Source organism: Paenibacillus sp. strain BS8-2 (assembly GCF_054483835.1).
Genome location: NZ_CM137010.1, coordinates 5,370,221 through 5,396,928 on the forward strand (window position 1 = coordinate 5,370,221; position 26,708 = coordinate 5,396,928).

17 protein-coding genes and 1 pseudogene are annotated in these 26,708 nt (G+C 49.3%); 7 read left to right on the forward strand and 11 right to left on the reverse strand.

What is annotated here, in order from left to right; all coding sequences use genetic code 11:
- Nucleotides 1–50: 50 nt before the first annotated feature.
- From ACX1C1_RS23525 to ACX1C1_RS23570, 10 genes are all read right to left on the reverse strand, one after another.
- Nucleotides 51–5,999, reverse strand: coding sequence for a rhamnogalacturonan lyase family protein (locus tag ACX1C1_RS23525; RefSeq protein ID WP_458957784.1), 5,949 nt, complete (start codon nt 5,997–5,999; stop codon nt 51–53).
- 238 nt (nt 6,000–6,237) lie between these two features.
- Complete coding sequence (locus tag ACX1C1_RS23530) at nt 6,238–7,893, reverse strand: type 2 periplasmic-binding domain-containing protein (protein ID WP_458954546.1); 1,656 nt, start codon at nt 7,891–7,893, stop codon at nt 6,238–6,240.
- A 53-nt stretch (nt 7,894–7,946) separates the two neighbouring features.
- A complete protein-coding gene (locus tag ACX1C1_RS23535; protein ID WP_458954547.1) occupies nt 7,947–8,846 on the reverse strand; it encodes a carbohydrate ABC transporter permease in 900 nt (299 codons plus the stop codon).
- A 14-nt stretch (nt 8,847–8,860) separates the two neighbouring features.
- Nucleotides 8,861–9,829: an ABC transporter permease gene (locus ACX1C1_RS23540; RefSeq protein ID WP_458954548.1), complete on the reverse strand. Its 969-nt coding sequence runs from the start codon at nt 9,827–9,829 to the stop codon at nt 8,861–8,863.
- A gap of 250 nt (nt 9,830–10,079) precedes the next feature.
- Nucleotides 10,080–12,350: a helix-turn-helix domain-containing protein gene (locus tag ACX1C1_RS23545; protein WP_458954549.1), complete on the reverse strand. Its 2,271-nt coding sequence runs from the start codon at nt 12,348–12,350 to the stop codon at nt 10,080–10,082.
- A gap of 301 nt (nt 12,351–12,651) precedes the next feature.
- Nucleotides 12,652–14,424 carry a methyl-accepting chemotaxis protein gene (locus tag ACX1C1_RS23550; protein ID WP_458954550.1) on the reverse strand — a complete coding sequence of 591 codons (1,773 nt, stop codon included), beginning with the start codon at nt 14,422–14,424 and terminating at the stop codon, nt 12,652–12,654.
- A gap of 243 nt (nt 14,425–14,667) precedes the next feature.
- Nucleotides 14,668–15,267, reverse strand: a complete 600-nt coding sequence (locus tag ACX1C1_RS23555; protein WP_458957785.1) for an AAA family ATPase — start codon at nt 15,265–15,267, stop codon at nt 14,668–14,670.
- 52 nt (nt 15,268–15,319) lie between these two features.
- Complete coding sequence (gene araA / locus ACX1C1_RS23560) at nt 15,320–16,744, reverse strand: L-arabinose isomerase (RefSeq protein ID WP_458954551.1); 1,425 nt, start codon at nt 16,742–16,744, stop codon at nt 15,320–15,322.
- Nucleotides 16,745–16,793: 49 nt separating this feature from the next.
- Nucleotides 16,794–17,489 carry an L-ribulose-5-phosphate 4-epimerase gene (locus ACX1C1_RS23565; RefSeq protein WP_458957786.1) on the reverse strand — a complete coding sequence of 232 codons (696 nt, stop codon included), beginning with the start codon at nt 17,487–17,489 and terminating at the stop codon, nt 16,794–16,796.
- A gap of 2 nt (nt 17,490–17,491) precedes the next feature.
- Nucleotides 17,492–19,108, reverse strand: a complete 1,617-nt coding sequence (locus tag ACX1C1_RS23570) for a xylulokinase (RefSeq protein WP_458954552.1) — start codon at nt 19,106–19,108, stop codon at nt 17,492–17,494.
- Between the two features lie 277 nt (nt 19,109–19,385).
- On the opposite strand from ACX1C1_RS23570, the gene ACX1C1_RS23575 reads away from it, so the two are divergent.
- The 7 genes and pseudogenes from ACX1C1_RS23575 to ACX1C1_RS23605 all read left to right on the forward strand — a co-directional run.
- Complete coding sequence (locus ACX1C1_RS23575; RefSeq protein WP_458954553.1) at nt 19,386–20,477, forward strand: substrate-binding domain-containing protein; 1,092 nt, start codon at nt 19,386–19,388, stop codon at nt 20,475–20,477.
- Nucleotides 20,478–20,529: 52 nt separating this feature from the next.
- Entirely contained in the window at nt 20,530–21,414 is an 885-nt protein-coding gene (locus tag ACX1C1_RS23580; RefSeq protein WP_458954554.1) for a helix-turn-helix domain-containing protein, read from the forward strand.
- A gap of 131 nt (nt 21,415–21,545) precedes the next feature.
- Entirely contained in the window at nt 21,546–22,889 is a 1,344-nt protein-coding gene (locus ACX1C1_RS23585; RefSeq protein WP_458954555.1) for a DUF455 family protein, read from the forward strand.
- Between the two features lie 41 nt (nt 22,890–22,930).
- A complete protein-coding gene (locus ACX1C1_RS23590) occupies nt 22,931–23,770 on the forward strand; it encodes a sugar phosphate isomerase/epimerase family protein (protein ID WP_458954556.1) in 840 nt (279 codons plus the stop codon).
- 212 nt (nt 23,771–23,982) lie between these two features.
- The gene (locus ACX1C1_RS23595) at nt 23,983–24,759 is read left to right on the forward strand and encodes a phytanoyl-CoA dioxygenase family protein (RefSeq protein ID WP_458954557.1); all 777 of its coding nucleotides are present in this window, start codon (nt 23,983–23,985) and stop codon (nt 24,757–24,759) included.
- 149 nt (nt 24,760–24,908) lie between these two features.
- Nucleotides 24,909–25,793 (forward strand): helix-turn-helix domain-containing protein, encoded by an 885-nt coding sequence (locus ACX1C1_RS23600; RefSeq protein WP_458954558.1) that lies wholly within the window; start codon nt 24,909–24,911, stop codon nt 25,791–25,793.
- Between the two features lie 61 nt (nt 25,794–25,854).
- Nucleotides 25,855–25,971 (forward strand): annotated as a pseudogene (locus tag ACX1C1_RS23605) (transposase); the annotation flags it as partial.
- A gap of 420 nt (nt 25,972–26,391) precedes the next feature.
- On the opposite strand, the gene ACX1C1_RS23610 reads toward ACX1C1_RS23605, so the two are convergent.
- A complete protein-coding gene (locus tag ACX1C1_RS23610) occupies nt 26,392–26,691 on the reverse strand; it encodes a DUF7878 domain-containing protein (RefSeq protein WP_458954559.1) in 300 nt (99 codons plus the stop codon).
- Nucleotides 26,692–26,708 lie beyond the last annotated feature (17 nt).

Sequence of the window (26,708 nt, forward strand, 5' to 3'; positions counted from 1 at the left end):
ATGTCCTCCCCCTCCTGCGCTACTTCCAGCTCTACTTCCTGCTCTACCTCCTATTGCACAGACCAGTCCGACATAATCATGCGAGCAACCGCGGCCAACACGCGAATATTGATCTGACCATCATCTAATAGATCGGCTTTGGCGATTTCGTTCCAGCGCGGATCCTGGGATGTCATGCCAAAATACTTCGCAATGATCGACAGATCCCGGATCGTAATTTGCGTTTGACCATCCACCAGACTAATAAATTTACTCTGGAATAGCTGGATAGCATTGTTAAGCGCTGCCGTCGATGCATCAACTTGCGCCTGCGTCGCCCATTCGTTCGTACGAACAGCCGTTGACGCGTTAATGGCTGCTTGCAGCGCAGCTTTGGAGCCTATCTCGAATTGTCCGATTTTTACGCCTTCTTGTGCTTGAGCCAGCTTCGCCTGTGCGGCAGCGATAGCTGCGATTAGTGCCGTCTTATCCGAGTCGATCGGCGGCGCTTGACCAATGTTGATCGTATGGTAAGCCTCCCCGATGTTCACGATTCCGGCAAGCCCGTCGCGTGACACTTCGAATTTTGTTACGGATGACAAAACATTGCCATTAGGCGCATCTTCCTTGACTCTGCCATTCAGGGCAAACAACGCACCGCTATCTACAACCGATTGCGCTTCACCCCCGCTGATCAGAATGACGCGAATTTGCCCTTCGGCGGGACGTACGGCCGATGCAATGACATGCAGCCCGGCATGTTTGGTTACGATCGCGTTTTCCGCAAGCTCGACTCCGCCGCCTTCCAAGACGTTCGTCTCGAATGACATCTTCGATGGATCATACTGCAGAACAACATCCATCGCCGTGAAGCCTTGTGCAACTGTAGATACACCTACAGTCAGCTCAACCGCTTGACCTGCATACGTGCTTGCAGGACCGGACAATGCCGCTGTTGCCCATTGATCGCCCGGCGGAACCTCTGTATCGTCCAAGGTAACAGCGGCGGACAATGGGATATTTAATCCTTTGACAATTCTTGCAACAAGCTCGGCTGTCTTAATCGCACCGTTCATCTGCAAGTGTGTATTGTCTTCTTTGCCGTCAACCCACAAGAAAATGGATTTGGTTCCTTCAGGTCCAAGCTCTTGGAAGACTTCCCAGCTGGCCTGGTTCAGATCAATCAACAGCGTATTGGTCTCTTGCGCCACTTCCTTCATTGCCGTCACATATTCCGGGAAGCTCTTGTTCAGCACATCGCCCGTGAAGTCGCGGCGGTTGACCGGCGTTACTAATACGGGTATCGCTCCGCGCTGCACCGCGCCATCGATATAGGTTTCCAGATATACCTTGAACTGCTCCGGCGTTAGATAACGTTCTGGTCGAGACGGTGTAGAGTCATTATGAGACCACTGCATGAAGAGATAATCCCCTACATGCACATCCAGCAGAAGATCGTTTAGATAACCGCCAGTCAAGAAGGTTTTGCTGCTTAACCCGCCGACTGCCCGATTATCGATGCTGACTTCATCCAGATCGAAGAAGCCGCCTAACGTCTCGCCCCATCCCGCTTGTGGACGATAACCTTCCGCATAATTCGCGACAGTAGAATCACTTGCTAGATAGATGACTGGTTGATCTGCGACGCCGTTGCCTTGCAATCGCTCCAGCTTCAACGCATTAAGCTTCGGTGTATTACCCGAGAACTCGAAATCGAATACGCCATCGATTAGCGCGATATCAAACGAAATCTCCCCAATTTCCCCCGCCGGAACAGTGGCGGCTGCTACCTTCGCCATCTGTTCTGTCGTCACGCTGATGTTCGTTGCCTCCAACGAATCGCCAACGCTCATCGTTACGCGGTAATTGGCTGGCGGAAGCTCTGCCAGGAACGAGGTGCCGTTGATTCGGACAAAATCCCCCGTGAGCGCGTTGCCGTTCGCACGGTTAACATCCTCGATCAAAGCCGTATCGACGAATCCATACCCATTGCCCTCTACATACGCGCGTGAAGCATCTACCTTGATGTATCCTTCAGCCGCTTCACCAGAGCCGAAATCGAATCGGTAATCGGTAATCGCGACCGGCGGCTCACTCGTCAACGAGTCTCTTGCAACCTTCAGCATGTTAAACGTATGGTCGACTTGCGCTTGTGTTGCAGGCGTACCGATCATTGCCTCAGCGGCTTCCATTGCTTTATTTAGTACGGCAACGGACTCGTTCGAATAACCACTCAAATCCAGCTCCAAGATCTCGTTATGCAGCGCAGCAAGCTCGGTCTGGTCGCCAGCAACCGGCGGCAGCGTCTCCCCTTCAATCCGCACATTGTCGATCTGAGTAGTCCAGAGCAGCGTGCCGCCGCCTCCCTTTCTTGTACCCAGGAAGCGCATCGCTCTTACGTTGTCCGCATAAGCGGTTCCGGCGCTCATCGGAATGTTCTCGATGGTTTGTGTAACACTGCCGTCAGCCAAACTAGTCAACGTCAAATCGATGGTTTTCTCCGCAAAGTTAATATCGGCATCCACATTTACCCACTGATTCTTGGCGATCGTCGTGAACGCACCTCCGGCAGGAATAGCCGAATTGCCCGTTCCATAATCTGCTGGATAGTGTCCGGCGAAATAACCGATCGGCGTATTGGTACCGCTAGTCGTATATAGGGTGAGAATAAGATTCTCGTTGCTGTCTTGCAGTGTCAAATGTCCTTCCGAAGGCGAAGCCCCTACATTGCCGGAGTGCCAGTTGAAATTCACATTGACGATATCGCCGCCCACCGCATCGAACAAGCGGAACACTTTGGCCCGATGACCCGACCCGGAGCCTGTAACGGACAATACTTTATTGCCGCTCTGCTCGACAACCGTCCCCGCCATCTGTCCGCCAATTCCTGTTGCGTTGACCATGGCATATTGATAGGCTGCCGCATCACCTTCGAAGTTTTCTTCGTAGATCGGATTCTCCGGTTCCGGTTCCGGCTCCTCAATATTCGGATCAATCACCAGCGGCGCCAAGTCAAGTTCCATCTCTTTCAACGCGCCTGCGACCAAGCCGGCAATCACATTTGCGCCATAGGCGCTGAAATGTGTGTTGTCGTTTATCCCGCTAGGATATTTCGGATATTGGCCCGGATAAGCGTACAAGAATACCTTCTCTGATGCTGCCAATCCGATTTCGTTATAATGGGCGATACTTAACGCGCTTAGATCGATTAATTGTACGCCCAGCTCTTCAGCAACCTGCTTGCTTGCGTTCACATAATCAGGGAAGCTGACATTAAATTCTTGCGTGATCAAATTAAAGTCGCGGCGTCCTACCGGAGTAAGCAGCACAGGCGTTGCGCCTCGCTGTCTAGCTCCGTTCACATAACGAGCCAGATACGTTTTGTAGTCTTCCGGCGAAGCGTACCGATCCGGTATGCCAGCGCTCGCATCATTGTGACCGAATGAAATAAAGAAGTAGTCGCCAGGTTTGATCTGACGCAAAACCGTATCCAATCGGCCATCGACCATAAAGGACTTGCTGCTTCTGCCGCCGATCGAATGGTTCTGCACAACGACGCCGTCCGAGAAGTATTGGCCGAATTGCTGACCCCAGCCTTCCTGCGGAGCTTGAGCTGCGCTGTACGATTGCATCGTAGAGTCTCCGGCCATATAGATCGTCGCCCCTGTGCCAGGCGCCGCATCCGGATATCGTTCAATTATTATCTCTTGTACGTCAATCGCCGTACCGGAGAATATAAACTCGAGCTGTCCGTCTACCAGCGCAATGTCGTATGCATACTGCAGCGGTGTGCCCGCTTGCACATTCGTGACGGCAAGCTTCTGCACGAATTCGGATTTGACACCTATATTCGAATCATGCGAATTGGAACCAAGCTTCAGCGTTACTTTATAGTTGGCATTAGGCAGATTAACGGCGAACTTTGTTTGCTCCGGTAAGGAAACAATATCCTCGCCCACTGTGATGCCGCTCGTCTGCTCGAAGCCGTATCCCGTCACTTCCGAGTAGACTGTATCCTGAACGGAGGTCGTATTCGGCGAGGTTGCTGTGCCAAAATCGAAATGGCGAACCATCTCCAGCGTCTCACTGCCTCCTGTAAGGGCAAGATTTGCCCTCGGGAACGACGTGGCTTCGCTTCCAAGGTAGAAGCTTGTATGCGGGGGCTGGTTATATCCGACATTCTGCCAAGCTATGCCTAAACGATATACAGGATCCTGCATTAACGTTGTGATTCGGTAAGCTGTCGGAATGGTTGTCGTGTATAATCTGTATTCCGTGCTGTCCTCGCTTCGCAGCAGCAGCTCCTCGCGCCAATCTCCCAGCACATCCGCTTGCAGCGCCGGATTTCCTTTGGTATGGTTGTTTGTCAGAGCGCCTGTCGCTCTAAATATTTCGTTCAACTTTTTGTTCTCGTAATCCCATTTATAGACGAGTGGAATTCCTTTAGCCGAGGCATTATCCCATTGATGGTCGAATAACTCGCGCTGAAGGTCACCATCCCACCAAATGGCGGAGTTCACACTTTTAGGCGTTTCGCTGGGCTCATAAATGACCTCTCCGTTAGCTGCATACCCGTTTGTTTCGGGAACCGCGAGACCATCTACGATGCCCGAGCCCCATGATTCGTAACCCGGATACGTCGGATCGATATCGGCTGACATGCCGCGCCCCGTGTCCTTGCCCGTATATTGACCCCAAATAATGTCGCCTGTTGCGCCATCGCGCATCTCAATGCCATAAGGGGAGTTCGTATGCTCATGAACGCTGACAATCTGGTATCCATCACGAGTCGGATCCAGCTTGCCGGCATGCATGGCGTCGCCATGTCCAAGGCCTGTGCTGTACAAGACCGTTCCGTCATCGTCAATGACCAGCGCACCAAAGATGATTTCATCCTTGCAGTCGGAATCCACATCAAGCACACTTAAACCGTGATTCCCTTGCGCTTCATATTGACTCCCTGCAATACTCGAGTCGAACGTCCAACGTTTTACCAGCTCACCGCCGACATAGTCATATGCAGCGAGTACGGTACGTGTATAATAGCCGCGCGTCATGATGACGCTTGGCGTCTCGCCATCCAGATAGGCGACCGCAGCCAGGAATCGATCCACTCGATTGCCGTATCCATCGCCCCATGCGCTGACGTCTCCACGTTGTGGATCATAAGCGACAGTGGATACCTCTTGCCCGGTTTCCCCATCAAACAGCGTCAAATATTCGGGACCGGTCAAGATATATCCGCCATCGTTGCGATAATCCTTGGTTCCGTCGCCAATGACTCCGCCTTGACCGTCCTTGGTGCCGTCGGCCGTCTTGACCACAACCTCGGCCTTGCCGTTGCCGTCCAGGTCATAGACCATAAAGGGCGAATAATGCGCGCCTGCCCGAATATTAACGCCGAGGTCGATCCGCCATAACTTGCTGCCATCCATTTCGATCGCGTCGATATAGACATTGCCGGTATAACCGGCTTGCGAATTATCCTTTGCATTGCTCGGATTCCAGAGAAACACGATCTCGTATTCGCCGTCACCGTCCACGTCTGCGACAGAAGCATCGCTCGCTATGTACGAATAATGTCCTCCGTCCTTTGTACGCCCGTCGGCCGGTTTATCCAGCGGTATCGGCAAATAATTGTTATGCCACACCGAAGCCAGATCCGGCAGCATCTCTTCTTTGCCCGCTAGTACGGTGGAAATTTGATACTGAGAGCTGTCAGCCCCCGTCGTATCCACGTAGTTAGTCGAGTCTGTGATTGGAGCCGCATTGACCTTATATCCGTTTTTGTACACATTGAAAGCGATTTCTTCCGCATCCGAGTTCAAATAACGCCAACTCAGATAGACGCCGCCATCCACCAATACCGCTACCAATCCACGATCTAAGTACTCCCCTTGTCTTGCTACCGCTCCGCTTGACGCCTCCGCATGAACCCCAGCAGGCCATGAGGCAATCGAGCATACCATCACCAGCGACATCAAAAAAGCACAAAACGATTTCTTGCGGGATTTGACCAGATTCACCACTTCTCATCATCCTCCTTTAAGATGTAGTTCAATAAAACCCTCTCGCTATGTCATCAATCATCTTGTTGTTTGCCCATTTTAGCCGACAGAAATGATACATTTCGTATCATAAATACTGTTATTTCAATTCGCTTGATTCCAATATGGGATCGGGAATTCTCTCCTGTCAAGAGCAAAGCCAAAGCCCCTGTCATACAGGGGCTCCGTCTTATGTCTATGTTGTCTGCAATTATCTGAACTGACCCGCGTCGATCGCTTTTTGTTTTTCATCCAATACTTCTTGGTATCCTGCTTCTAGGAATCGTTTCTTAGCTGCTTCATATTTGGCATCAAATTCGGCTTCTGGTGCGAGTACGATATCCAGGTATAGCTCCTGGAAGAGCGCGTTCAGGTCTGCCTTATATTCATTCACTTTCTCTAACACAACACTGAAGAGTGCATCCGGTGTACGGAATTCAGTCGTTTCGTTCCGATATTTGATCAAGTCTTCGGCCAGATACTCATAACCGGCAGGCGCCCAATTGCGCATATTGGCTTTAAGCGTCAGCTCAGGCGTTGCATATACGGCCGATTCAGTCACAAGTCCCCAATAATCTTTGTTATTGTTTTGGGAAAGTACCGATTCACCTTTGAAATCAGCCGTTTTCACCGGCAGTCCATCCGCATCAAGCGTATAGTTCTGTCCTTCGACACCGTTCTGGAAGACGAAGAGGTTCTCCGGCTGGCTCATCCAATCCAGATACATCCATACAGCAGCACGTTCCTCCGGCGTCGATTCGTAGTTGATCCCCATGATGAAACCGAATGGCCAGTATGCGCGTCCCTGCGGCTTCAGCCCTTCCGGTACGCCTGCGCCTGGCGGCACGACGGCGAACTCGGCATCGGGATTGTTTTTGAGCGTAGCTTCGAACACATCGGTATTGCTGGCAAGGTACATGGAATATGTGCCTGTTCTGCCTGCTACAAATTCGGATTTAACTTTGTTGTCGTCATCACGCAGATAAAATTCCTTATCGATAATTCCGTTATTGAATTGATAGTTCAGGTTGCGCAGCCAGCCCTCGGTATCCTTTGTCGTCAAATCCGCGATCGCAAGATCGGAATATAACGCGCGGTATTTCGGATCGACCGGCCACTCGCGGAATGCGTAGCTGTAGTTGTAGTTGTTGCGGGTCAATGCTCCGCCCAGAACGCCAAGTCCGGCTTCTTTCCATTTCACAAGCATTTCATTGTACTTCTCAAGCGAGGTCAGATCTTCGATCTTCATCCCGACCTGCTCTACCCAGTCCTTGCGGATCAAAGAGACAAAGTTGTCAGTATCCGGACGCGCGGCGAAAATAAACGTGTTTTTGCCATCGACAACGCCATATTTTTGCACGGTATCACCCATGTTGGCCCAGTAGGTAGGCGCGTAGTTCGCGATCTCTTCCCAATTCAGCTCCTGCATCACATCTTCTCCGTAATAAGCGAGCGCTTGCGGCATGTCATAATGGAAGATGATCTCAGGCGCCTTATGCGCAGCCAATAGCTGCTCGAAATCCGTTACTTCGTTATTACGCGTAATTGGCACAAATTTGACGTTAATGTTGTATTTGTCTCCGAATTCCTTCTGAACCCATCGCGTGTAATAATTATCCGTTACATTCCAGCCTTCGAACGCACGCTCATACACCGGGATATCGAGGTTGACCTTCTCCGGGAACCCTTTGGAATAATCGGGGAAACCTTCTGCTGCTTGTTCGCCTGATCCCGCATTCGTGCTGCTCGCAGTCGAAGAAGGTTTGTTTGTTGCCGCTGGTTCGTTGTTATTGCTCGAACATGCTGCCACCAGACCCGTACTCATCATAACTGTCATTAATACAGCGACGACTCTTTTTTTGCTCATCGTAATTCCCCCATTTGGTTTTGGTTTAATAAGCAATGCCGAGGACGATCGAGTTATCCTTTGACGGACCCCAGCATGACGCCTTGAACAAAATATTTCTGAATGAACGGGTAGATGCAGACAATCGGCAGCGTGGCGAACACGACAACCGAAGCCTTCAGCACCTCCGGGTTGCTAAGCTGCACAGTCGTCGCCTCAAGCTGGAAGCTTTCGCTTGCCTGCACGACCAGATAATACAGCTTCAGCTGCAGCGGCCTCAGATCGACGTTTTGTTTGATATAAAACAAAGCGTCTTGATAGGCGTTCCAACGGCCTACAGCGTAGAACAACGATAGTGTAGCCAGAATCGGCTTGGAGAGCGGCAGAACGACGCTAATCAGAATCCGGAAATGACTCGCTCCGTCTATACGCGCTGATTCCTCCAGACTAATCGGGATGCCGCTCGCAATAGAACTCCTTAGAATTAATAGATTAAATGCACTAAACGATAGAGGCAATACGAGTGACCAAATCGTATCCAGCATGCCTAAACTGTTGATCAGCATGTAATCGGGAATAATGCCCCCGCCGAAATACAAGGTGAATACGCAGATAAAGGTCAGCACCGCGCGTCCTTTCAGCTGTGGCCGCGACAGCGGGTAAGCCGCGCAAATCGTAACGATCATCCCGATAATCGTAAATAACACAGTCACGATAACGCTTACATACAACGACCGGAGAATACTTGCATCTGCGAATATCTTGCTGTACGCCTCAAGAGTAAAGCCTTGCGGAAGCAGGAATACCTTCTGTGCAATGACGTAAGCATCGTCGCTAAGCGATTTGGCAACGACATGGACAAACGGCAGCAAACAAGCCAGCGATGCGAGTACCAAGACGCAGCGGATAAGCAATTCCCAGATGTCCAGGCGCGGCCTGCGGGATGCCGATATCGTTCTATCGAGTGATTTCATGGCTCGCCTCCTTTCTAGATCAATCCGTCTTCTCCCAGCTTCTTGGCAATCCGATCGGCGAGAAGGACCAGAATAAGTCCGATAACCGCTTGGAATAATCCGAGTGCGGTCGCCCGGCTAAAGTCGCCGCCTTCGATCCCCCATCGGAATACAAGCACGGGAATCGTCGTCGTAAATTCTGTCGTCGCTTTGTTGGCTAATGCCAATATCCGTTCGAATGAACCGCCCATTACGTTGCCCAAACTTAGAATTAACAATGTTACAATCGTCATGCGGATCGAAGGAATCGTCACGTTCCACATTTTGCGCCATCTGCCTGCTCCATCGACCGTTGCCGCTTCATACAATTCGGGATTGACCCCCGTGATGGCCGCCAGGTAAATAATCGTCCCCCAGCCCATGCTCTGCCACACGCCAATGGCAAGATAGCTGAACAACCAATGGGTATCCTCCTGAAGGAACGGTACGCGATTCCACCCTAATTGCTCGAATAGATTGTTGATCATCCCGCTGCCCTGACCTAACAGTTGATAGGCGATAGCTCCGATAATGACCCATGATAGAAAATGCGGCAGGTAAAGCAGCGTCTGATTCACACGCTTGAAGAAGGTTCCTTTGACCTCATTGATCAATAGCGCGAGCACGATCGGCATCGTGAAGCTGAACAAGAGATCAAGCACGTTAAGCAGCAGCGTGTTACGTACCGCCCTGATAAAGTCCGGTTTGGCGAATAGCTCCTGGAACACCTCAAAGCCGACCCATTCGCTTCCCCAGAACCCTCTTGCGATTTTGTATTCTTTGAAGGCAAGCATCAGTCCCGACATCGGCGCGTACTTGAATAACAGGACGAATGACAATGGAATGAGCAGCAACGCATAAAGCTGCCAATCCCGGCGAATAAAATGAGCGATTCCTCGATTTCGGTTTTTATGTAGTTGTGGAACTCCCTCACTTCCGGCTTTTGCAACTTCCGCAGCTTTCAAAGTCTCACCTCCTTTTTGTCTTCACGTTTCCCGTTGCTTTCAAGTCGAACATCTTCGGGATGCCCTAATCATAGCGCTTACATTTTGGAGCGGTAAATCATGAAGATTGATCATCACCCTTCATTTTTGATCTTTTCCTTGCTATTACTGGGCTTTATGGGGACGTTATTATCATTTCTGAACGCTAGTAGCAAAAGTAAAGCTGCCGCCATCGGCTTACACAGCCTCTAGCGACAGCCCACGTTCCAGCTTACGATGTTCGGGATTTCGCAGATTTGTAGCTGCTCGGCGGCATGCCCTCGAACTTGCGGAAAAACCGGTTAAAGCTCTGCACATTGTAGTAGCCGACCTCGGCTGCAATCTGCATAATTGAGAGGTTTGACTCCGTAAGCAGCTCCTTCGCCTTCTCGATGCGGAGATGATTCAAATAATCGATCAAACTTTTACCCGTCATTTCGAACACGATCTTGCGCATATACGAATAACTGATCCCGATCTCCTTCGCCATCTCCTGGAATACGATTTCTTCGCGATAATGTTCATTCAGGTAGCTTATAATCCGCTCACCATATTGATTGCTTTCTCCGGTCGTTCGGGCCATGTACTGAACAATATCGCGGGTAAATTCGAACATATACTGCTCAAGCTCATCTAATGTGTCAATGGTAGATAACGCGGCATAAATATTGCCTCTTCCCGCAAAGATCCGGGCCGTGCTGACGTTGTTTTCCCTTAAATGTTTAATAGTAATTCCAGCCAGCTGATGGTAAACAAACAAAATATTATCGTAAGAGACATATTCGGCCGTACGGAGCTCCTCGCTGATTGCACGCAGCTCCTTCGAAATGCTATCCAAATCGCCATTGTCGAGGAAGTTGAGCATACGCCGTTCGCTGTTAGCCGGGAAAACATACTTTTTGTCTCGTCCGTTCTCGTCCTTCCAATAATGAATCTTGCCGCTTCCTTCGATCATCCGTTGTTTGATCGCTTCCATCGCTTCGACTACACGATCCGCTACGCCATGGCTCTCATCGGCCGGACTGCTTACGCCAATGGTTACAGAGTGGTCTAACAGCTTTGCCGCCGTGTCTCTAGTTTCCGCTAGTGCATCATGAATAGCGGCGCCTGCGCCATTCTGCTCCGACGTGCCGTAGTTAATGATGATGACAAAGTTTCCATCCCCCTGATACACCATGCGTGCCTGCATCCAATTCTCGAACAAACCTTCACACTGCGAGATGAGCAAATACCGATGATAGCTTCGTGTTTCCGGATTCGTGTCGCCTACATAATGCCGGTAGCCGTCAATGGAGACCACAGCTACAAGGAAATTAGGCGCTGGGAACATCTCTGCTGCCTGCGTCGAATATTCGCCGCGAATCAGATGATGTACGGCCAAGCTGCGAGCATCCTGCTCACGAATATGCAGCAAGTGATTAAGTCCCTCTTCCTCTTCACGCATCCGCTTGAAAGCCGCGTCGAGATAAGCAAGCTCATTTTTCCCTTTGAACCTCAAATTATCGCGTGAGCGCATGATCCGAACCAGTTCTCTCGCCGGCTTGGAAACCCAGGTCGCAACGAATACGGAGATGACGGTACCCGCAACAAGGATGATTGCGGTCAACAGCATAATATTTCGCTGCATGGCATGAGAGCTCGCCATCAACTCGTTAACCGAATTCATACTTACGTTGATCCATTCGAATTGGCTCGACTTCGACCACGTGTAGAGCACGCGTTCCCCGTCGCTTTCACGAATCAAATACCCTTCCTTCGCTTCTTGATTCAACATATCCCGTATTTCAGGCGAATCCGAAACATTCTGAAGCAACATGTTTTTGTCCTTGTGAGAAATAATGGTGCCACTCGAGCTTAAAAGCATATACCCTCTTTGATCCGCGCCTGACGACCGGAATACGCTTTCAATCCGACTTTCTTTTAAATTAACAACAACCGTCCCTCGTGTCGTTGTGGACAATCGATTAAGCGGCAGGACATACGAAATAACAGACTCCCCCGATTCGAGCTTGCGAGGGTACCATACCCCGCTAATGCCCCTATGCCCTTCGAGAGCATCCGCCATCCAGTCGATAGTCTCGAACTGTCGAAGCTCCATGATCCCTTTTTCGGTCGACACCACATAATCCGAATCATCCAGATAAAAGAAGGAGGAATGGACCTGATCATCGATCCGATTCAAATTAAGTAATTGCACTAACACGGATCTCGCATTGCTAATCGTACTGAAGCTTGATTGAAGCTCGCTAAACGTCTCGTATGGGCGTATCCGGTCAAAGATGTGTGTGGCTGTTAATCGTACCGTGTTCTGTGTGACATTATTCAACGTATTTTCATTTAGTTTGCGGCTGGCATTTAGTTCTGCGAGCGACGATTGCGCAATCGCCTCCTCGGAATTTCGTAAAATTTGCTCGCCGCTGTACCAGGTCAAGATTGCCGTCGGCACCGCTAAGACGACAATCATAATGACAATAAGCTGCAGCATCATAGGTGTACGTTTCATATAAACTCCCCCCCATGAAATATATTATTTAACGTAAACGCTTACATAAACGCGGATCTTTTGGGATAGGCCCGCTTCTTGTACACATTCAAAGAACATACTATCTTCATCTTACTAGGGATAATCTCCTTAGGACAATATAAGATTTGTGCAAAATCATATAAGAATACTGTTATGTTCTGGAAGCTTAGTGATGTATTTGGTGCTCCGTATTGATCGTAACGCAGGAGAAGGGAGTCGAGAGAAATGATAGATTCTCTCGCTCCCCCTCTGTGTAGGATGCCTTCCTGTACCACTTATATTAATCTCTAATTCGGAACCGATGTGCAGCAATTCTAAGCTCTACAGCCATTTCGTTCAGCGATTTCGAAGAATGAGCAATCTCCTCCATCGTGGCGATCTGCTCCTCTGTTGCCGCCGATATCGTCTCCGAGCTTGCCGCCGACCTTCCTGCCACCCGCTCCAGCTCTTGCAGCGAGGCATAAATTTGCTCCGTGCTTGCCGACATCTCCTCTGCGGCGGCAGAGACCTCCTGAATTTGCTCCACGATTTGTTGCGATGCCTCTACGATATGGGCAAAGGTGCGTCCGCTATCCGAGACAGCGTCCATCCCTTCCCGGACTTCAAGCAACCCTGTATCTGTTGATACTGCTGCTACTGCAATATCGGATTGGACTTGCTGGATCAACTCCTGTATCTGCGTGGAAGAAACGCGGGACAGCTCAGCCAACTTCTTGACCTCGAGGGCAACAACCGCGAACCCCCTTCCGTGTTCGCCTGCACGCGCAGCTTCGATAGATGCATTAAGCGATAATAAGCCGGTCTGGGATGCGATCTCCGCGATCGTGGTTACAATACTTCCAATCTGCGCAGAACGATCGTTTAATGTTTCCATCACTGCTGATAATTCCTGCATCGAACCTTGGACGGTCTCCATCTTCTGGATGGATCCCTGAATAACGGCAAACCCTTGCTCGGCATCATGCTTGGAGCGAAGCGATGATTCATGCGCCATCGAAGAGGTTTCCGCAATCTGTCCGATTCCGCGCGCCATATTTTCCATTGCATTCGAGCTTTGATGCGTACTGACAGCTTGCATCTCAATCCCCGTAGTAATGTTTTGCGTGGATTCCGCGATTTGTTTGGACGCCTGCGTCGTCTCATCAATGGACGACTGCAGCGCATGTGAAGCCGTCGAAACATGCTCGGCATTGTGCACGACTTGCCTTACTAATCCGTTTATGTTGCTGCTCATGATATTGAAGTCGCTTGCCAGCTCCCCAATCTCATCTCTGTTTCTAACCACAAGTTCATCCGCGGATAGATCGCCTGCCGCCACGCGACGCGCCACGACCGCAATGCGTTTGATCGGCTTCGATATATGATTAGAGAATAGCCACACGCCAATCGCGCCGGCAACTATACAAATGACAAGAGTCGTCAACATGGAATACAGCATGCGTGACTGCCCCTCGTCATAGTCGCGATAATAGGATCCCGCAACCACGATCCACTCCCATTCCGGCAATTGCATTGCATAGGTTATTTTGAGCGCTTCTTTATCACTGTTCGGGAGCGGCCAATCATAATAAGTAAATCCACCGCCCGTTAACCCCTGTTTGATTACATCCTGTATATAATAGTAGCCATCGGATGTTTTACTGTCCCAAATATTCTGTCCTTCCAGTCTTGGATGTGCGATCAAATCTCCTGTTGCGCTAATGACGTAGTAATAACCGTTCGCCCCAAGATCGATTGCCTTGTTGATAGGTCTCGTTCCATCTGCCGCTTTACTTCCTAACATGGCGTCTTTTATGTCTTCTTGCGCTTCCTCCAGCGTTAGCTGCCCATCAACGACCATCTCATTGTATATGGCCATGTTTTGAATCATTAACTCGACACTGTTTTCTAGATTTTTGCGAATTAACGTGTCCGACTCTTCTTTCGCAACGGAATAACTATCGATGGAGAGTATGAGGTTCGGTATCAACAGCAAACACATGCAGAACAATAACAGCTTCTTGCGAATGGTCCAATTCAATGCTCGTGTCACAGGATTGCCAGCTTTATGCATAGTTATGCTCCTCCAAAAGACTTTCGACTCATCTGCCGAGACTAAAAACAGGCAAAATGATCCATTTTTTTAGTTCATTATACCTGACATTATAATGTTTGAAGGATGGAAGCTGGTTAAAATTGTTACAGCTTTGTTAATATTGTTCGATTTTCCAATAAAAAAGAAGCTCCACTGTCGGATCGCTGCATATGCGATCTTTCAGAGAAGCTTCCTGTTCATGCTTGAATTCAATCGTTCATGCTAATCATTGGGGGCTTCCTGTGCAATAAATTGTTCCACCAGAGTCAACTTATCCGCCGACAATTCCCCAGCATTATCGAAATAGAGAATCGATGATTTCGGAATGGGCCATTGTACGTCACGAGGCTGGAGCGATTTGCTGAAGGTATCCCAATGTTCGAGCTTCCAAGCGTCGAGTGCCGATCCCCTCTGCTCAATCCGATCCCGGTACTTCGTATTGTGAGGGAGCGTCACAATAATAACCTTAACTTCCACATTGCTGGATGAAGCACCTATCCGCGATAGTTCATCTTCAAGCCAGAACGGATTCGCCGTCTCTTGGGTGAACGGACCGATCACATATACATCCGTTCCAAGCTCAATGTTCTCCATTGCCGCGTCCATCGTCAACCGATAACCGAGATCCCGGCACCTGGACTTGTACATGGCAGAGTCTCGGTCGTTCGGGTCTAATCCGGATAGCTTCATGATCATCTCGGCAGCAGGCCTTAGCAGCGTATCCATATCCAATAAAGCCGCATGACTTCTTCTTGCCAGCGCTTTCGCTAGAGTCGTCTTCCCAGCTCCTGCTCCGCCCAGAAAAAATACAAGCTTACCTATATGCTCCACGCTCCTTCAACCATCCTAACCGCAGATGAGGTCCATGAATGGTTTATTTAATGACGACATAATCCAAATCGACAAGCTTAGCATAGGTTACGATTTGGTCTGTTGTCAAATTCAAGGATACAACGGTATGATGACCGCCGCCGTTCTCGATCCAGGCTTTCACGCCATCTTGGAAGTTCGGCTTGACCGTCCATAATACACGAGCAACTGGCAGGTTAGGAGCCGGAACGGAAGGCTCGAACGCTACGACCTCGTTGATGAGCAGCTTGTAATGGGTTCCGAAGTCGGCCATCGATACGACTACACCATCGCCTGCTTTGCCGTCGAATACGAGACGCGCAGGGTCTTCGCGGTCGCCGATTCCGAGCGGCGAAACGATAATTTTGGGCTGATTGCTCGCCAAGGACGGATCCACCTCAAGCATATGTGATTGCAAGATAGCTTCTTGACCTGATGCCATCTCGTACGTGTAATCCTCCATAAAGCCCGTATTCTGATTGCGGCTCATGACCTTCATTAGCCGATCCAGCGCTGCAGTCTTCCAGTCCCCTTCGCCTGCAAAACCGTAGCCTTGCGCCATTAGGCGTTGAACGGCTAGACCAGGAAGCTGCTTCATGCCGTGCAAGTCTTCGAAGTTCGTCGTGAACGCATTATAGCCCTTCTCGTCCAGGAACCGTTTGATTGCTATTTCATAACCTGCTTGTACGCGTACGCTTGCTTCCCACGCTTCCTTGCTGTTCGTTCCATAATCGAACTCATATAGCTCGGCATATTGTCCCATCATGTCGTTAACTTCCTGCTCGCTGACGGCGTTTACGTATTGTACGAGATCGCCGATCCCATAATAGTCCACAGTCCAGCCGAATTGAATTTGCGCTTCGACCTTATCTCCATCCGTTACGCCTACATTGCGCATGTTGTCACCGAAACGAGCCACTTTAATGGCAAAGCTTTCGTTGTAGGCAACGGCAACGTCCATCCAATCTGCTAATTGACGTTGCACTTCCGGACGTTCCCAGTACCCAACGACGATTTTATTTTGTTTCTTCAATCGTGCATTAATAAAGCCGTATTCGCGGTCGCCGTGCGCAGCTTGGTTCAAGTTCATGAAGTCCATGTCGATTGTAGCCCACGGGATGCTTTCATTGTATTGTGTTGCCAAGTGGAGCAGCGGCTTCTGCAGCAATTTCGTGCCGCGAATCCACATCTTAGCAGGAGAGAACGTATGCATCCATGTAATCACGCCAGCTACCTCGTCGCGATAGTTGACTTCCTTCATGATGCTGGTAATTTTGTCCGGGCTAACGGCCAGATCCTGCAACACAAGCGGATAAGGCAGCAAGCCGCTGTTATTGAGCGCATCGGTCATCGTTTGCGCATGGGCCTTTACTTCAGCCAGCGCTTCTTCTCCATATAGATGTTGCGAACCAACGACGAACCAGAACTGTTTGGCTGCTGTAATTGTCATGATATTCATCCTCTTCTATTCTTTTTTTGTGTAAGAGCAAAACATTACTTTATTTTTGGCCGTAATAAGCGTCTCTTCCGTGTTTTCTCAGATAATGTTTATCCAATATTCCTTGCGGCAGCTCTTTGGCAAAATGATTGAGTTGACGCGCGTATAAGTTCATCTTGCATACTTCCTCCAGCACAACACTGTTCACGACCGCTGATTGCACGTCTTTCCCCCAGGTGAAGGGCGCATGTCCCTGAAGCAGCACGGCCGGGATCGCCATCACATCCAGTCCTCGATTCTCGAACGTTTCGATAATGACATGCCCCGTCTCCGCCTCGTAACCACGATCGACCTCAGCTTGATTCAAGAAACGTGCGCAAGGCACTGAACCGTAGAAGGTATCCGCATGCGTCGTTCCCATTACCGGCACATCCAGCCCCGCTTGCGCCCAGATGGTCGCCCATGTAGAGTGAGTATGCACGATACCGCCGATTTGCGGATAATGTTTGTATAACACTGCATGCGTCGCCGTATCGGAGGAAGGTCTCATATGTCCTTCCACCACGCGTCCGTCCAGATCAACCACGACCATGTCGCTTGGCTTCATCTTCTCGTAGCTGACGCCGCTTGGCTTAATGACGAACAGTCCGCTTTCTCGATCGATCGCGCTGGCATTGCCCCAGGTAAATTTAACGAGACCGTGCTTGGGCAAATCCAGATTCGCTTCATAAACCTCTTCTTTCAGTTGCTCCAACAACATTAACGCCTCCCGTTCTCTAGCAGATGATCAACAGCAGCCTGCTCAATCGCGATCCCAGCCTTGTAACGTTCCATAAAGACTTCAAAGCCCTTGACGTCGGCTGGATCTGGCGAAATCTCCGATCCTTCGATCGCGTGGAACACCTTTTGGCTGAGGAAACGATCCAAGCTCTCGCCTTGCTCCTTGTTGATCAAGAAGGAAGCCAGCAGCGCCATGCCCCATGCCCCGCCTTCGCCGGCCGTGGACATAACCGATATCGGAACATTCAACGCGGCGGCTACGATTTTCTGCCCCACGATCGGAGTCTTGAACAGACCGCCATGCGCCAGAATGCTATCGATCGCTACATCCTCCTTTTCAGTAAGGATGTCCATACCGAGCTTCATCGCGCCAAATGCCGCAAAGAGATGTGTCCGCATGAAATTAGCCAGATTAAATCGGCTCTCCGGCGATCGAACGAACAGCGGCCGGCCTTGCTCCATTCCAGTTAAATTCTCGCCGGAAAGATATCCATAGCTGAGCAGTCCTCCGCCGTCCGGATCCGCCTCAAGCGCTTTGTTGAATAATACGCTGAACAATTTTCCGGAATCTACGCCATAGCCCATAGCTTCGGAGAACTCACGGAACAATCCGATCCAGGCGTTGAGATCGCTGGAGCAATTGTTGGCATGCGCCATGCCGACGGGACTTCCATCCGGCGTTGTCACCATATCGATCTCCGGATAAACCTGCGACAGCTCCTTCTCAAGCACGATCATGGCGAATACGGATGTCCCGACAGAAATGTTGCCCGTCCGCTTCTTCACGCTGTTGGTTGCTACCATACCCGTTCCGGCATCACCCTCTGGCGGGCAAATTGGAATACCAGCCTGCAGATCTCCTGCAGGGTCGAGGATGAGCGCGCCGGCCTCCGTCAACCGACCTGCATCCTCGCCGGCAACACACACCTCGGGCAGCAGCTCTTCGAGACTCCATGGATAATTTCTATCCGCGATCCGTTGATTAAATTGATTCACCATGGACTGATGGTACTGATGTGTTGCCTCATTAATCGGGAACATCCCGGATGCATCCCCGATACCGATCGCTTTGCGACCGGTCATCAGATAGTGGATATAACCTGATAATGTTGTGACAAAATCCAATTGCGGGACATGTTGCTCCTCATTCAAGATCGCTTGATACAAATGCGCGATACTCCAGCGCTCGGGGATATTAAATTGGAATAAGTCCGTAAGCTCTCTTGCGGCTTGACCGGTTGTCGAGTTGCGCCATGTCCGGAATGGCACTAGCAGCTGTCCGTCCCGATCGAAAGCCAGATAACCGTGCATCATGGCGGAGAAACCGATCGAACCTACAGATCGGAGCGCAACGCCATACGTTTGTTCCACATCTTGTTTCAGCTCGCGATAAGCGACCTGAAGTCCCGAGAGGATTTCTTCCTGGTCATAGGTCCAATACCCATCCTTCAATTTATTTTCCCACTCGTAGCTGCCGGACGCGATGGTCTCGAACCGCCGATTAATCAACACCGCTTTGATCCTCGTCGATCCAAGCTCGATGCCGAGTGATGTCTCACCCTTGCTGATCGCTTCCTTTATGTTCGCTTGACTCATGGTTACTTCACTCCCATCTTTATTCGCGGTCATAAACCTAATCCGTTGCCAATCCGTATGTTACCTCTTCCAAGCTGGCCTAACTGAAAAAGCCGAAAGAAGACGCTTACCTGTTCAGACAGCCTAAGTATATTTTTTGTACGTACATCTGTCAATAATTTTAATTAGTTATACCGTCATAAGCGTCGATATGCCCTCCTATCATTCCCATTACGCCATGTACATGCTATTATATGTACGTACAACTTTATGGATTATGATGAAAGAAGTGAACCATGTGAAACCAAAGTATCAGGTCATCATAGATGAGATCAAAAGCGATATTCTCTCAGGAGCCTATAAGGCCGGAGAACAAATCCCTACGGAATCCGCTTTGCAGGAGGACTATGGCGTCAGCAGGCAGACCGTTCGCAAGGCAATTCTGGAGTTGTCGAACGAAGGTTTTCTGCGCAGCGAAAAAGGTTCGGGGACGTATGTCAGCAGTCAATACCGTTCTAGATCGGGAGGCCATGCCACCCCCAGAATCATCGGCGTCATTACGACCTATATCTCCGATTACATCTTTCCTTCCATTATTCGCGGCATCGAAAGACGTTTAAATGAAGATAATTATTCCTTGCTGCTCGCAAGCACCAATAACGATATCGCGCAAGAAAAAAAAGCGCTGGAGATGATGTTGTCTTATGGCGTGGATGGACTGATCGTCGAACCAACCAGAAGCAATGTTTATAATCCCAATATCGCTTATTACCTGTCGTTTAAGGAGCAAGAGGTTCCGTTCGTCATGATTAATGCTTATTACGAAGAGCTGGATGTGCCTTTCTTCTGTCTGGATGACGTCAAGTCCAGCTATCTAGCGACCCAAGAGCTCATCGCCAAAGGTCACACAGGAATTGGCCTCATTGCCAAGATGGATGATTTGCAAGGCAAATATCGTATGAAAGGATATATTAAGGCGTTAGGGGAAGCCAAGCTTCGGTTTGAACCCGAACATGTCCTCTCCTTCGATACAGCGACCAAGCCGGCGCTATCCGCAAACCTAGCACAATTCCTGACCGATAATCGGGATGGAATAACAGCGCTGGTCTGCTACAACGACGAGGTGGGGCTTGAAGCGGTGCATGCCTGCAAGAGGCTTGGTATCTCGATTCCGGACGAGCTCTCCATCATTGGGCAAGACAATTCGTACATGGCTCAGAACGCGAATATCCAGCTCACAACCTTGACGCATCCACAAGAGCAGATGGGCAGCGACGCAGCCGATTGGATCATCAAAACTTTACAAGGCAAACGTGATTTGCCTGCTAACAACTATTATCAGCCTGTCTTGATCAAGGGAGAAACGGTCAAGCAGATGGAAGTGGAGTAAGTTTGATTATCTAGGTTTAAATGAACAGGATTCATGCGGGGGGCTGCCGAAGATGAGTAACGAGCTTAATCGATTTATCGACGTGAACTTCAATCAATCGTTATCCGACTTCCCAGTCGTCTGCCAAACCAAACGAGAAATAGAGAAAATGGAGTCCATGCATGCCCATAACGGCTATGAATTTCATTTCTCCCTTTCCTCCGTCGGTGTAGCGCGTGTCGAGAATACCGAATACGAGTTTGTTCCCGGCAAGCTGACCATTATTCGCCCTCAGGCATACCACCTTATCCAAACGACACAAACATCCGAATTTTTGCGTGTCATTCTGATCATCGATGAGAACTATCTAGCGACGCTGGCCGATCAAGCACCGATGATACATGACACGATTGCGACTTGGTTCCCTAACCACAAGACAGAATCGATTCAGCTGCTGCTTGGCATTCGGGAAGAAGCCGAGGCCGTCTTGTATTTGTTGCGGACATTAGAGAGGGAGCTCGAACAGAAAAAACCTCACTTCGAATATTTGGTTCGTGCTCGTCTTATTGAACTATTTGTACTGCTGGACCGAAAGTCGCGACAAGCCTCACTGCTCCCTCCACTCTCTATGCCGCATCAGCTTCTCATGAATAAAGTAGCCGATTATATCTCCAATCATCTCGCCGAACCATTATCCACGGAGGATATGGCCACGCGGTTTCATCTATCACGATCCTATCTGCACAAGCTGTTCAAGCAGCATACCGACTATTCTCCGCATCAGTATCAGATGCTGCAGCGAATCAATCGAGCCAAAACGTTATTACATGAAAGCGATGAACCTATGACCTCTATCGCCATCACGCTTGGCTTCAGGGATTCAGCGCATTTCAGCCGTTGTTTTAAGGAGATAACGGGCTTTACGCCAAGCCACTTCCGTACTCAATTGCGTTCCTGAACGTATCTATCAAACGGATTGGACATCCATCACATTGTAGAGGATTCTCCAATCATCGTAGAATAGCAAGCAAGCGTTTCCACTCCACTTCCTTTACAGTAAAGATATCACAATCAAATGAGGTGGTTGACTTGTCAATAGATAAGAAAATTATCGTAGATGTGAATGACCTTCAATTTTTGGATAATGAGAACAACCCCACCGGCTCTCTCGTTCGTCCTGTCGATGCGGCCAATATGCTAAAGGAATGTTTTTGGATCGAATTTGAGCTGTCGCGTATGTGCTTCGGATGGGTATCCGGTGCGCCAAGCTGGGATTGGAAGGGCGAGCTTGTTCGTATGGGATACCTTCATACCGAACATATGAAGAGACTGGAAACCCGAATTGCGGAGCTTCCTGGCGGTTCTATTAACGATCGTTCCTGGACGCCTGAGCGGATATCCGAAGTATTCGATAGTGCCGCACTCGCGCCGGCTTTCGCTGAATTCGCGGCTGCTTATCGCAGTTTGGTAACCAAACTTTATGCCCACTACCATCGCCTGGCAGATGCGCTTGATCCGATTCTGGACGCGCCGACTCATGATGTGCTTCGGTTTATCGAAACGGATCATCATGTGTTATGCGCTTGGGGAGATGCGCACGTTAGATTTGCGTATTCGGATCAACCGGACAATCGAGCCCGCTTCACGAGCTGGACTCGTTATATCGATCAATTGTGGAACAATCTGTTCGTCAACCAAGATATCGAAGAATGGACGGACAGACTGAAGTATCCGCCGCAAGGTCCCGTTCCGGCAGTACCTGCCCATGACATCAAATATCCTCACGTAGACTTGAACAAGTACAAAAGCGCGATGTTTGATCCAAGCTCACCGACGTATGACAGCGTCAAGCACATGGTGTTCATTAATGCCAGCGAGATGTCCGCAACAGAAAGCCTGACTTATTTGTACTACGGCGTTCAAAAAATGCCGATGGACTTTTATTATGACATCGCTCGTCACACCTGGGATGAAGCCCGGCACAGCCAAATGGGGGTTCGTCGCCTCCTGCAGATGGGCTATCGGACCGAAGATTTTTCTTGGCATCCCTCCAGCGCGCTCACACCTGACAATTTAGAGCGAACGTTCCCTGAATTTTATTCGGCCTTAACGATGGTTATGGAGCCCTGCTCTTTTATCAAGAAACGTAAATCGATTGATGCCTTTAAGGGCTTCGGCGATCATTTGTCCGCCTTACAGTCCGAATATGATATCGCCGATGAGCGGCTGCATGTGAACTTTGGCAAAAAGTGGAGCGCCAAATTGTTCGAGCAAATCGATGACTTTGTAACCGCAGCCTCTGTTGCCGAGCGGGCCAAAGAGCTTCATCTCAAAAAAATGGGATATTCGCAAGAAGAAATCACGAGCGCGGTTAACAGCTTTCCGGAGTTCTGCGGTTTCGCCACCATGGATCTTGAATACGAACGGTACTAGAAATCAATTAAATAATCATCCTATTGATGGAGGGTCCTCGAATGGAAACGATCATGGGCAAAGCGCTCTGGGGAATGAGCGGCACCTTGGAAGAAAAAGTTGAAGCTATCGCGCAACAAGGATATAACGCCGTAGAAGGTCCGATCCCGCTCTCCGTTTCTCCTAGCGAATTTCGCAAACTGATTGATCAATATCAACTACACTACATTGCACAAATGATAACAGAAGGCAACCATGAAGCAGCCCCTCATGCGTTTTCCTTCCATGAACGTCTCTCACGGGCAGCCGAATATGGTCCCCTGCTCGTCAACTGCCATACAGGCCGAGACAGTATGGAGGAGCAAGAACAATTGCGATTGTTCGAACAGGTATTGGAATCCGAAAGCAGCGTGGGGCTTCCCGTTGCTCATGAGACTCATCGCAGCAGGTGTATGTTCACGCCTTGGACGACCGCCAAGCTTCTGCGGGCATACCCCGAATTGAAGCTAAGCGCCGATTTCAGTCACTGGGTATGCGTGACAGAATCCCATCTCTCGCATTATGCCGAGGATGTAGAACTAGCCTTGTCCCGCACGCTCCATGTACACGGCCGAGTCGGCTTTGTGCACGGACCGCAAGTACCGGATCCAAGGGCACCCGAATATGCGGCTGATGTTCAAGCCCATGAGGCATGGTGGAAGCAGATTTATGCGCATAGAAGCCACGCCGGAGCATCTGTATTTACCTTCACACCAGAGTATGGTCCGCCAGGATATATGCACACGCTCCCCTATACTCGCCAGCCCCTTGCCGATTTGTGGGAGGTTTGTAATTGGGGACGCGACCGAGCCCTTCAGTGGATCCAGCAAGCGAGTCAAAGCACCGCGATCAACACCATATAGTTTCAGTTAGCGCTTTGTTTCCAATTGGGAACAAGGCGTTTCTTTTTAGTTGGGTCAGGTCCTTAGCATGCCATCCTTGCCAGCCATTTTCTTGTAAAATCCACCACTTTGTTCGTAAGATCAACCAAGAAAAAAGCGCTTGCATTTAATAAAATGAACACATAAGCAACAAAGCAACAAACCACTTTGGGATTAGAAAGGACGATCACCTTATGAACGCGATGACCCAGTTCAAAAAGGATTTTTATGCAGAACATGGTTTTGTTCAATTTGATAACGTGCTGACCTCCGAAGAAGTAAGCGAATTGACAAGCTATTTGACAGAGGCTATGTCTGCTGAGGATGGACATTCGAAAGCGACCTCAAAGAAGGATAGCGGCTACTATCGCGTGCTGAATCAAAAGGTCAATGTATGGAGAGATCATCTTGGCGTGGCTCGTTATTCTGCACATAAGAAGCTAGCCCAGCTGGCGCTGGAGCTAAGCGGAGCCAGCGGCATACGCCTCTTCCATGATCACGGGTTGTGGAAGATGCCGAATGACTCCAAAGAAACGCCTTGGCATCAGGACTTCCCTTATTGGCCGATGAATGAAAGCGGCGCTTTGTCGGTCTGGATTCCACTTGATGACGTAGACGAGGAGAATGGCTGCATGATGTTCGTGCCGGGGTCGCATAAGATCGGCAAGCTGGATCCTATTAATCTGACAGATCCTCAGGATATTTACGAATATGTCAAAGGTACGGCGGTTGCAACAACCCGTCCTGTCAAAGTCCCACTCAAGGCAGGCAGCTGCACCTTCCATAACGGACTGACCTTCCACTATGCGCATGCGAACAAGACGGATAAGCCTCGCCGCGTCCTTGCCATTATTTATATGCCTGACGGAACCACCTTTAACGGCAAAGCTCATCTCGTAACGGACGGGCACGGCTTAGAGAAGGATGGCCCAATAATTGGCGGCACGTTCCCGCTCCTTGCATCCGTCTAATCGGCTCCACTCTTCCTTGCTCTACTGCCAGTCAGCAAACAGAGGCTCGATCGATTAGAGATCGGCCTCTTTTTTATGCGAATGAAACTATTTTCGTTCTATTTCCTCTCTATCCAATGCGGTACAATGATAGAAAAGGAGGAAACCCGATGTTGAGATTAGAAGCTGCTCAGTTTCTGGATAGCGATGATTTCCCATTCCATGCTGTCGCCTATCGCATTCAACCCTCCGAGCTCATTGAGCCTCATTACCACGATTTTGTGGAAATGGCCTACATTGCCGAAGGTAAGGGCTACCATAGCTACAATGGCACGGAGCATGCGATTGGAGAAGGCGACGTGTTTATCATTGAGCCTGATCAGATCCACAGCTATCGCTGTCCTTCTGATTCTTCACTGCTCGTGTATAACCTCTTATTTCAGCCCTCGCTACTCAAGGCGGAGCTGGAGCTGCTAGGCGTCGTCGAGCCATTCATTCAGTTCTATTACGTGGAGCCTTTTCTACGAAACTCGGTCCGATTCCAGAGCCATCTCAAGCTCCAAAGCGGCGAGCAAATCGAAATGAAATCCCAAATCAATCGACTGATGCTAGAATACAAAGAAAAAAAATTGGGATATCATATTTTGTGTAAAACAAAGCTGATCGAAATCTTGGTTTTCCTGAGCCGCTGCTATGAACATATAACACGGGAGCCGATGCTTGCCGCCGATTCGGATGAGCTTAGGATACGTCGTATCGCCGATTACATCGCGCAGCACTACAATCAGCCGCTCAGTCTTATGCAGGTCAGCCGGATGTGCGGCATGAGCCAATCCGCCTTCTCAGCCAAATTCAAAGAATATCAAGGTCATACCTTTATCGAATATCGGAATGAAATTCGGATTAAGGCGGCACAAGACAGGCTTGCCGAATCCCAGGATAAAATATCACAAATCGCACAAGAGGTCGGGTTCGATGACTTAAGCTTTTTCAATCAACAATTTAAAGCTTATTCTGGTCTGCCTCCTGGTCAATATCGCAAACAATCCAAATAAAAAGACTATGATATACCTTAAAGATTAATCCAAACCTCTTGATACAAAGAATAAGAAAACGAGCAACAGCCGCAACAGCAAAATGCCTGCCAAGATGGTAATGACGGAGATGGGTGACATCAAGGTTCGAACGCCTCGTGATCGCGAAGGCGACTTTGAACCGCAAATCGTCAAGTAGCATCAGAACGACGTCTCCGGCATGGAGAGCCAGATCATTTCGATTTATGCCAATGGGATGTCAACACAGGATATCCAGGCGCAGAACTGTTCACAACCGCTGTAATGCGAGTCCAGTCCTTTGTACCGGTAACGGATGGAAAAGCAACTTGACCGAGCCAATTACCCGATGCGTCATAGGCATGCACCAGAATGACAGCCGATGAGCTGACGTTTTCCGTTTTGATATACCCAACAGCTGAGAAGGATTTGTTTCCATAAAATAGTACTTTTTCATCTGTTCTAGTGATACTCTCCCACCCGGACGGATTGGTCATCCGAATGGCGCGGGAGCCCGTTTAGATTTTAAAAAATGGTACAGTCACCAATTCAGCGACTGTACCTTAATCTCGCATTTTCAAACATACTTTGATCAGTAAAATTATCTATCCTCTAAATAATCTTCAATGTTAATACCGTACATAAAAGAGATATCGTCTTGAAGTTTGTTAATGAATTCATCACTTATTCGAATAATCTCTACAACATTAAAAGTGATTGTTGATTCAAATATTTGCCATACAGATTGAATCTTCAATCTCTTTTCATCTAGTATTAAGAATTGGATGAGAGGAGCCTCTTCAAACGAAACACTGATGAAATGAAAATTCCTAACATCCCCATTTTTAAATTGTTTGGGTCTGTCAAGTATTTTGTGTAGTGCGACCTTGCCCGGCCGCACTACACAGAATATTTTAC

Excerpts from the sequence above, each read along its gene's own strand:
- ACX1C1_RS23530 (WP_458954546.1), bottom strand. The coding sequence starts at position 7,893 with ATGAGCAAAAAAAGAGTCGTCGCTGTATTAATGACAGTTATGATGAGT.
- ACX1C1_RS23535 (WP_458954547.1), bottom strand. The coding sequence starts at position 8,846 with ATGAAATCACTCGATAGAACGATATCGGCATCCCGCAGGCCGCGCCTG.
- ACX1C1_RS23545 (WP_458954549.1), bottom strand. The coding sequence starts at position 12,350 with ATGAAACGTACACCTATGATGCTGCAGCTTATTGTCATTATGATTGTC.
- ACX1C1_RS23550 (WP_458954550.1), bottom strand. The coding sequence starts at position 14,424 with ATGCATAAAGCTGGCAATCCTGTGACACGAGCATTGAATTGGACCATT.
- araA (WP_458954551.1), bottom strand. The coding sequence starts at position 16,744 with ATGACAATTACAGCAGCCAAACAGTTCTGGTTCGTCGTTGGTTCGCAA.
- ACX1C1_RS23570 (WP_458954552.1), bottom strand. The coding sequence starts at position 19,108 with ATGAGTCAAGCGAACATAAAGGAAGCGATCAGCAAGGGTGAGACATCA.
- ACX1C1_RS23580 (WP_458954554.1), top strand. The coding sequence starts at position 20,530 with ATGAGTAACGAGCTTAATCGATTTATCGACGTGAACTTCAATCAATCG.
- ACX1C1_RS23590 (WP_458954556.1), top strand. The coding sequence starts at position 22,931 with ATGGAAACGATCATGGGCAAAGCGCTCTGGGGAATGAGCGGCACCTTG.
- ACX1C1_RS23595 (WP_458954557.1), top strand. The coding sequence starts at position 23,983 with ATGAACGCGATGACCCAGTTCAAAAAGGATTTTTATGCAGAACATGGT.
- ACX1C1_RS23600 (WP_458954558.1), top strand. The coding sequence starts at position 24,909 with ATGTTGAGATTAGAAGCTGCTCAGTTTCTGGATAGCGATGATTTCCCA.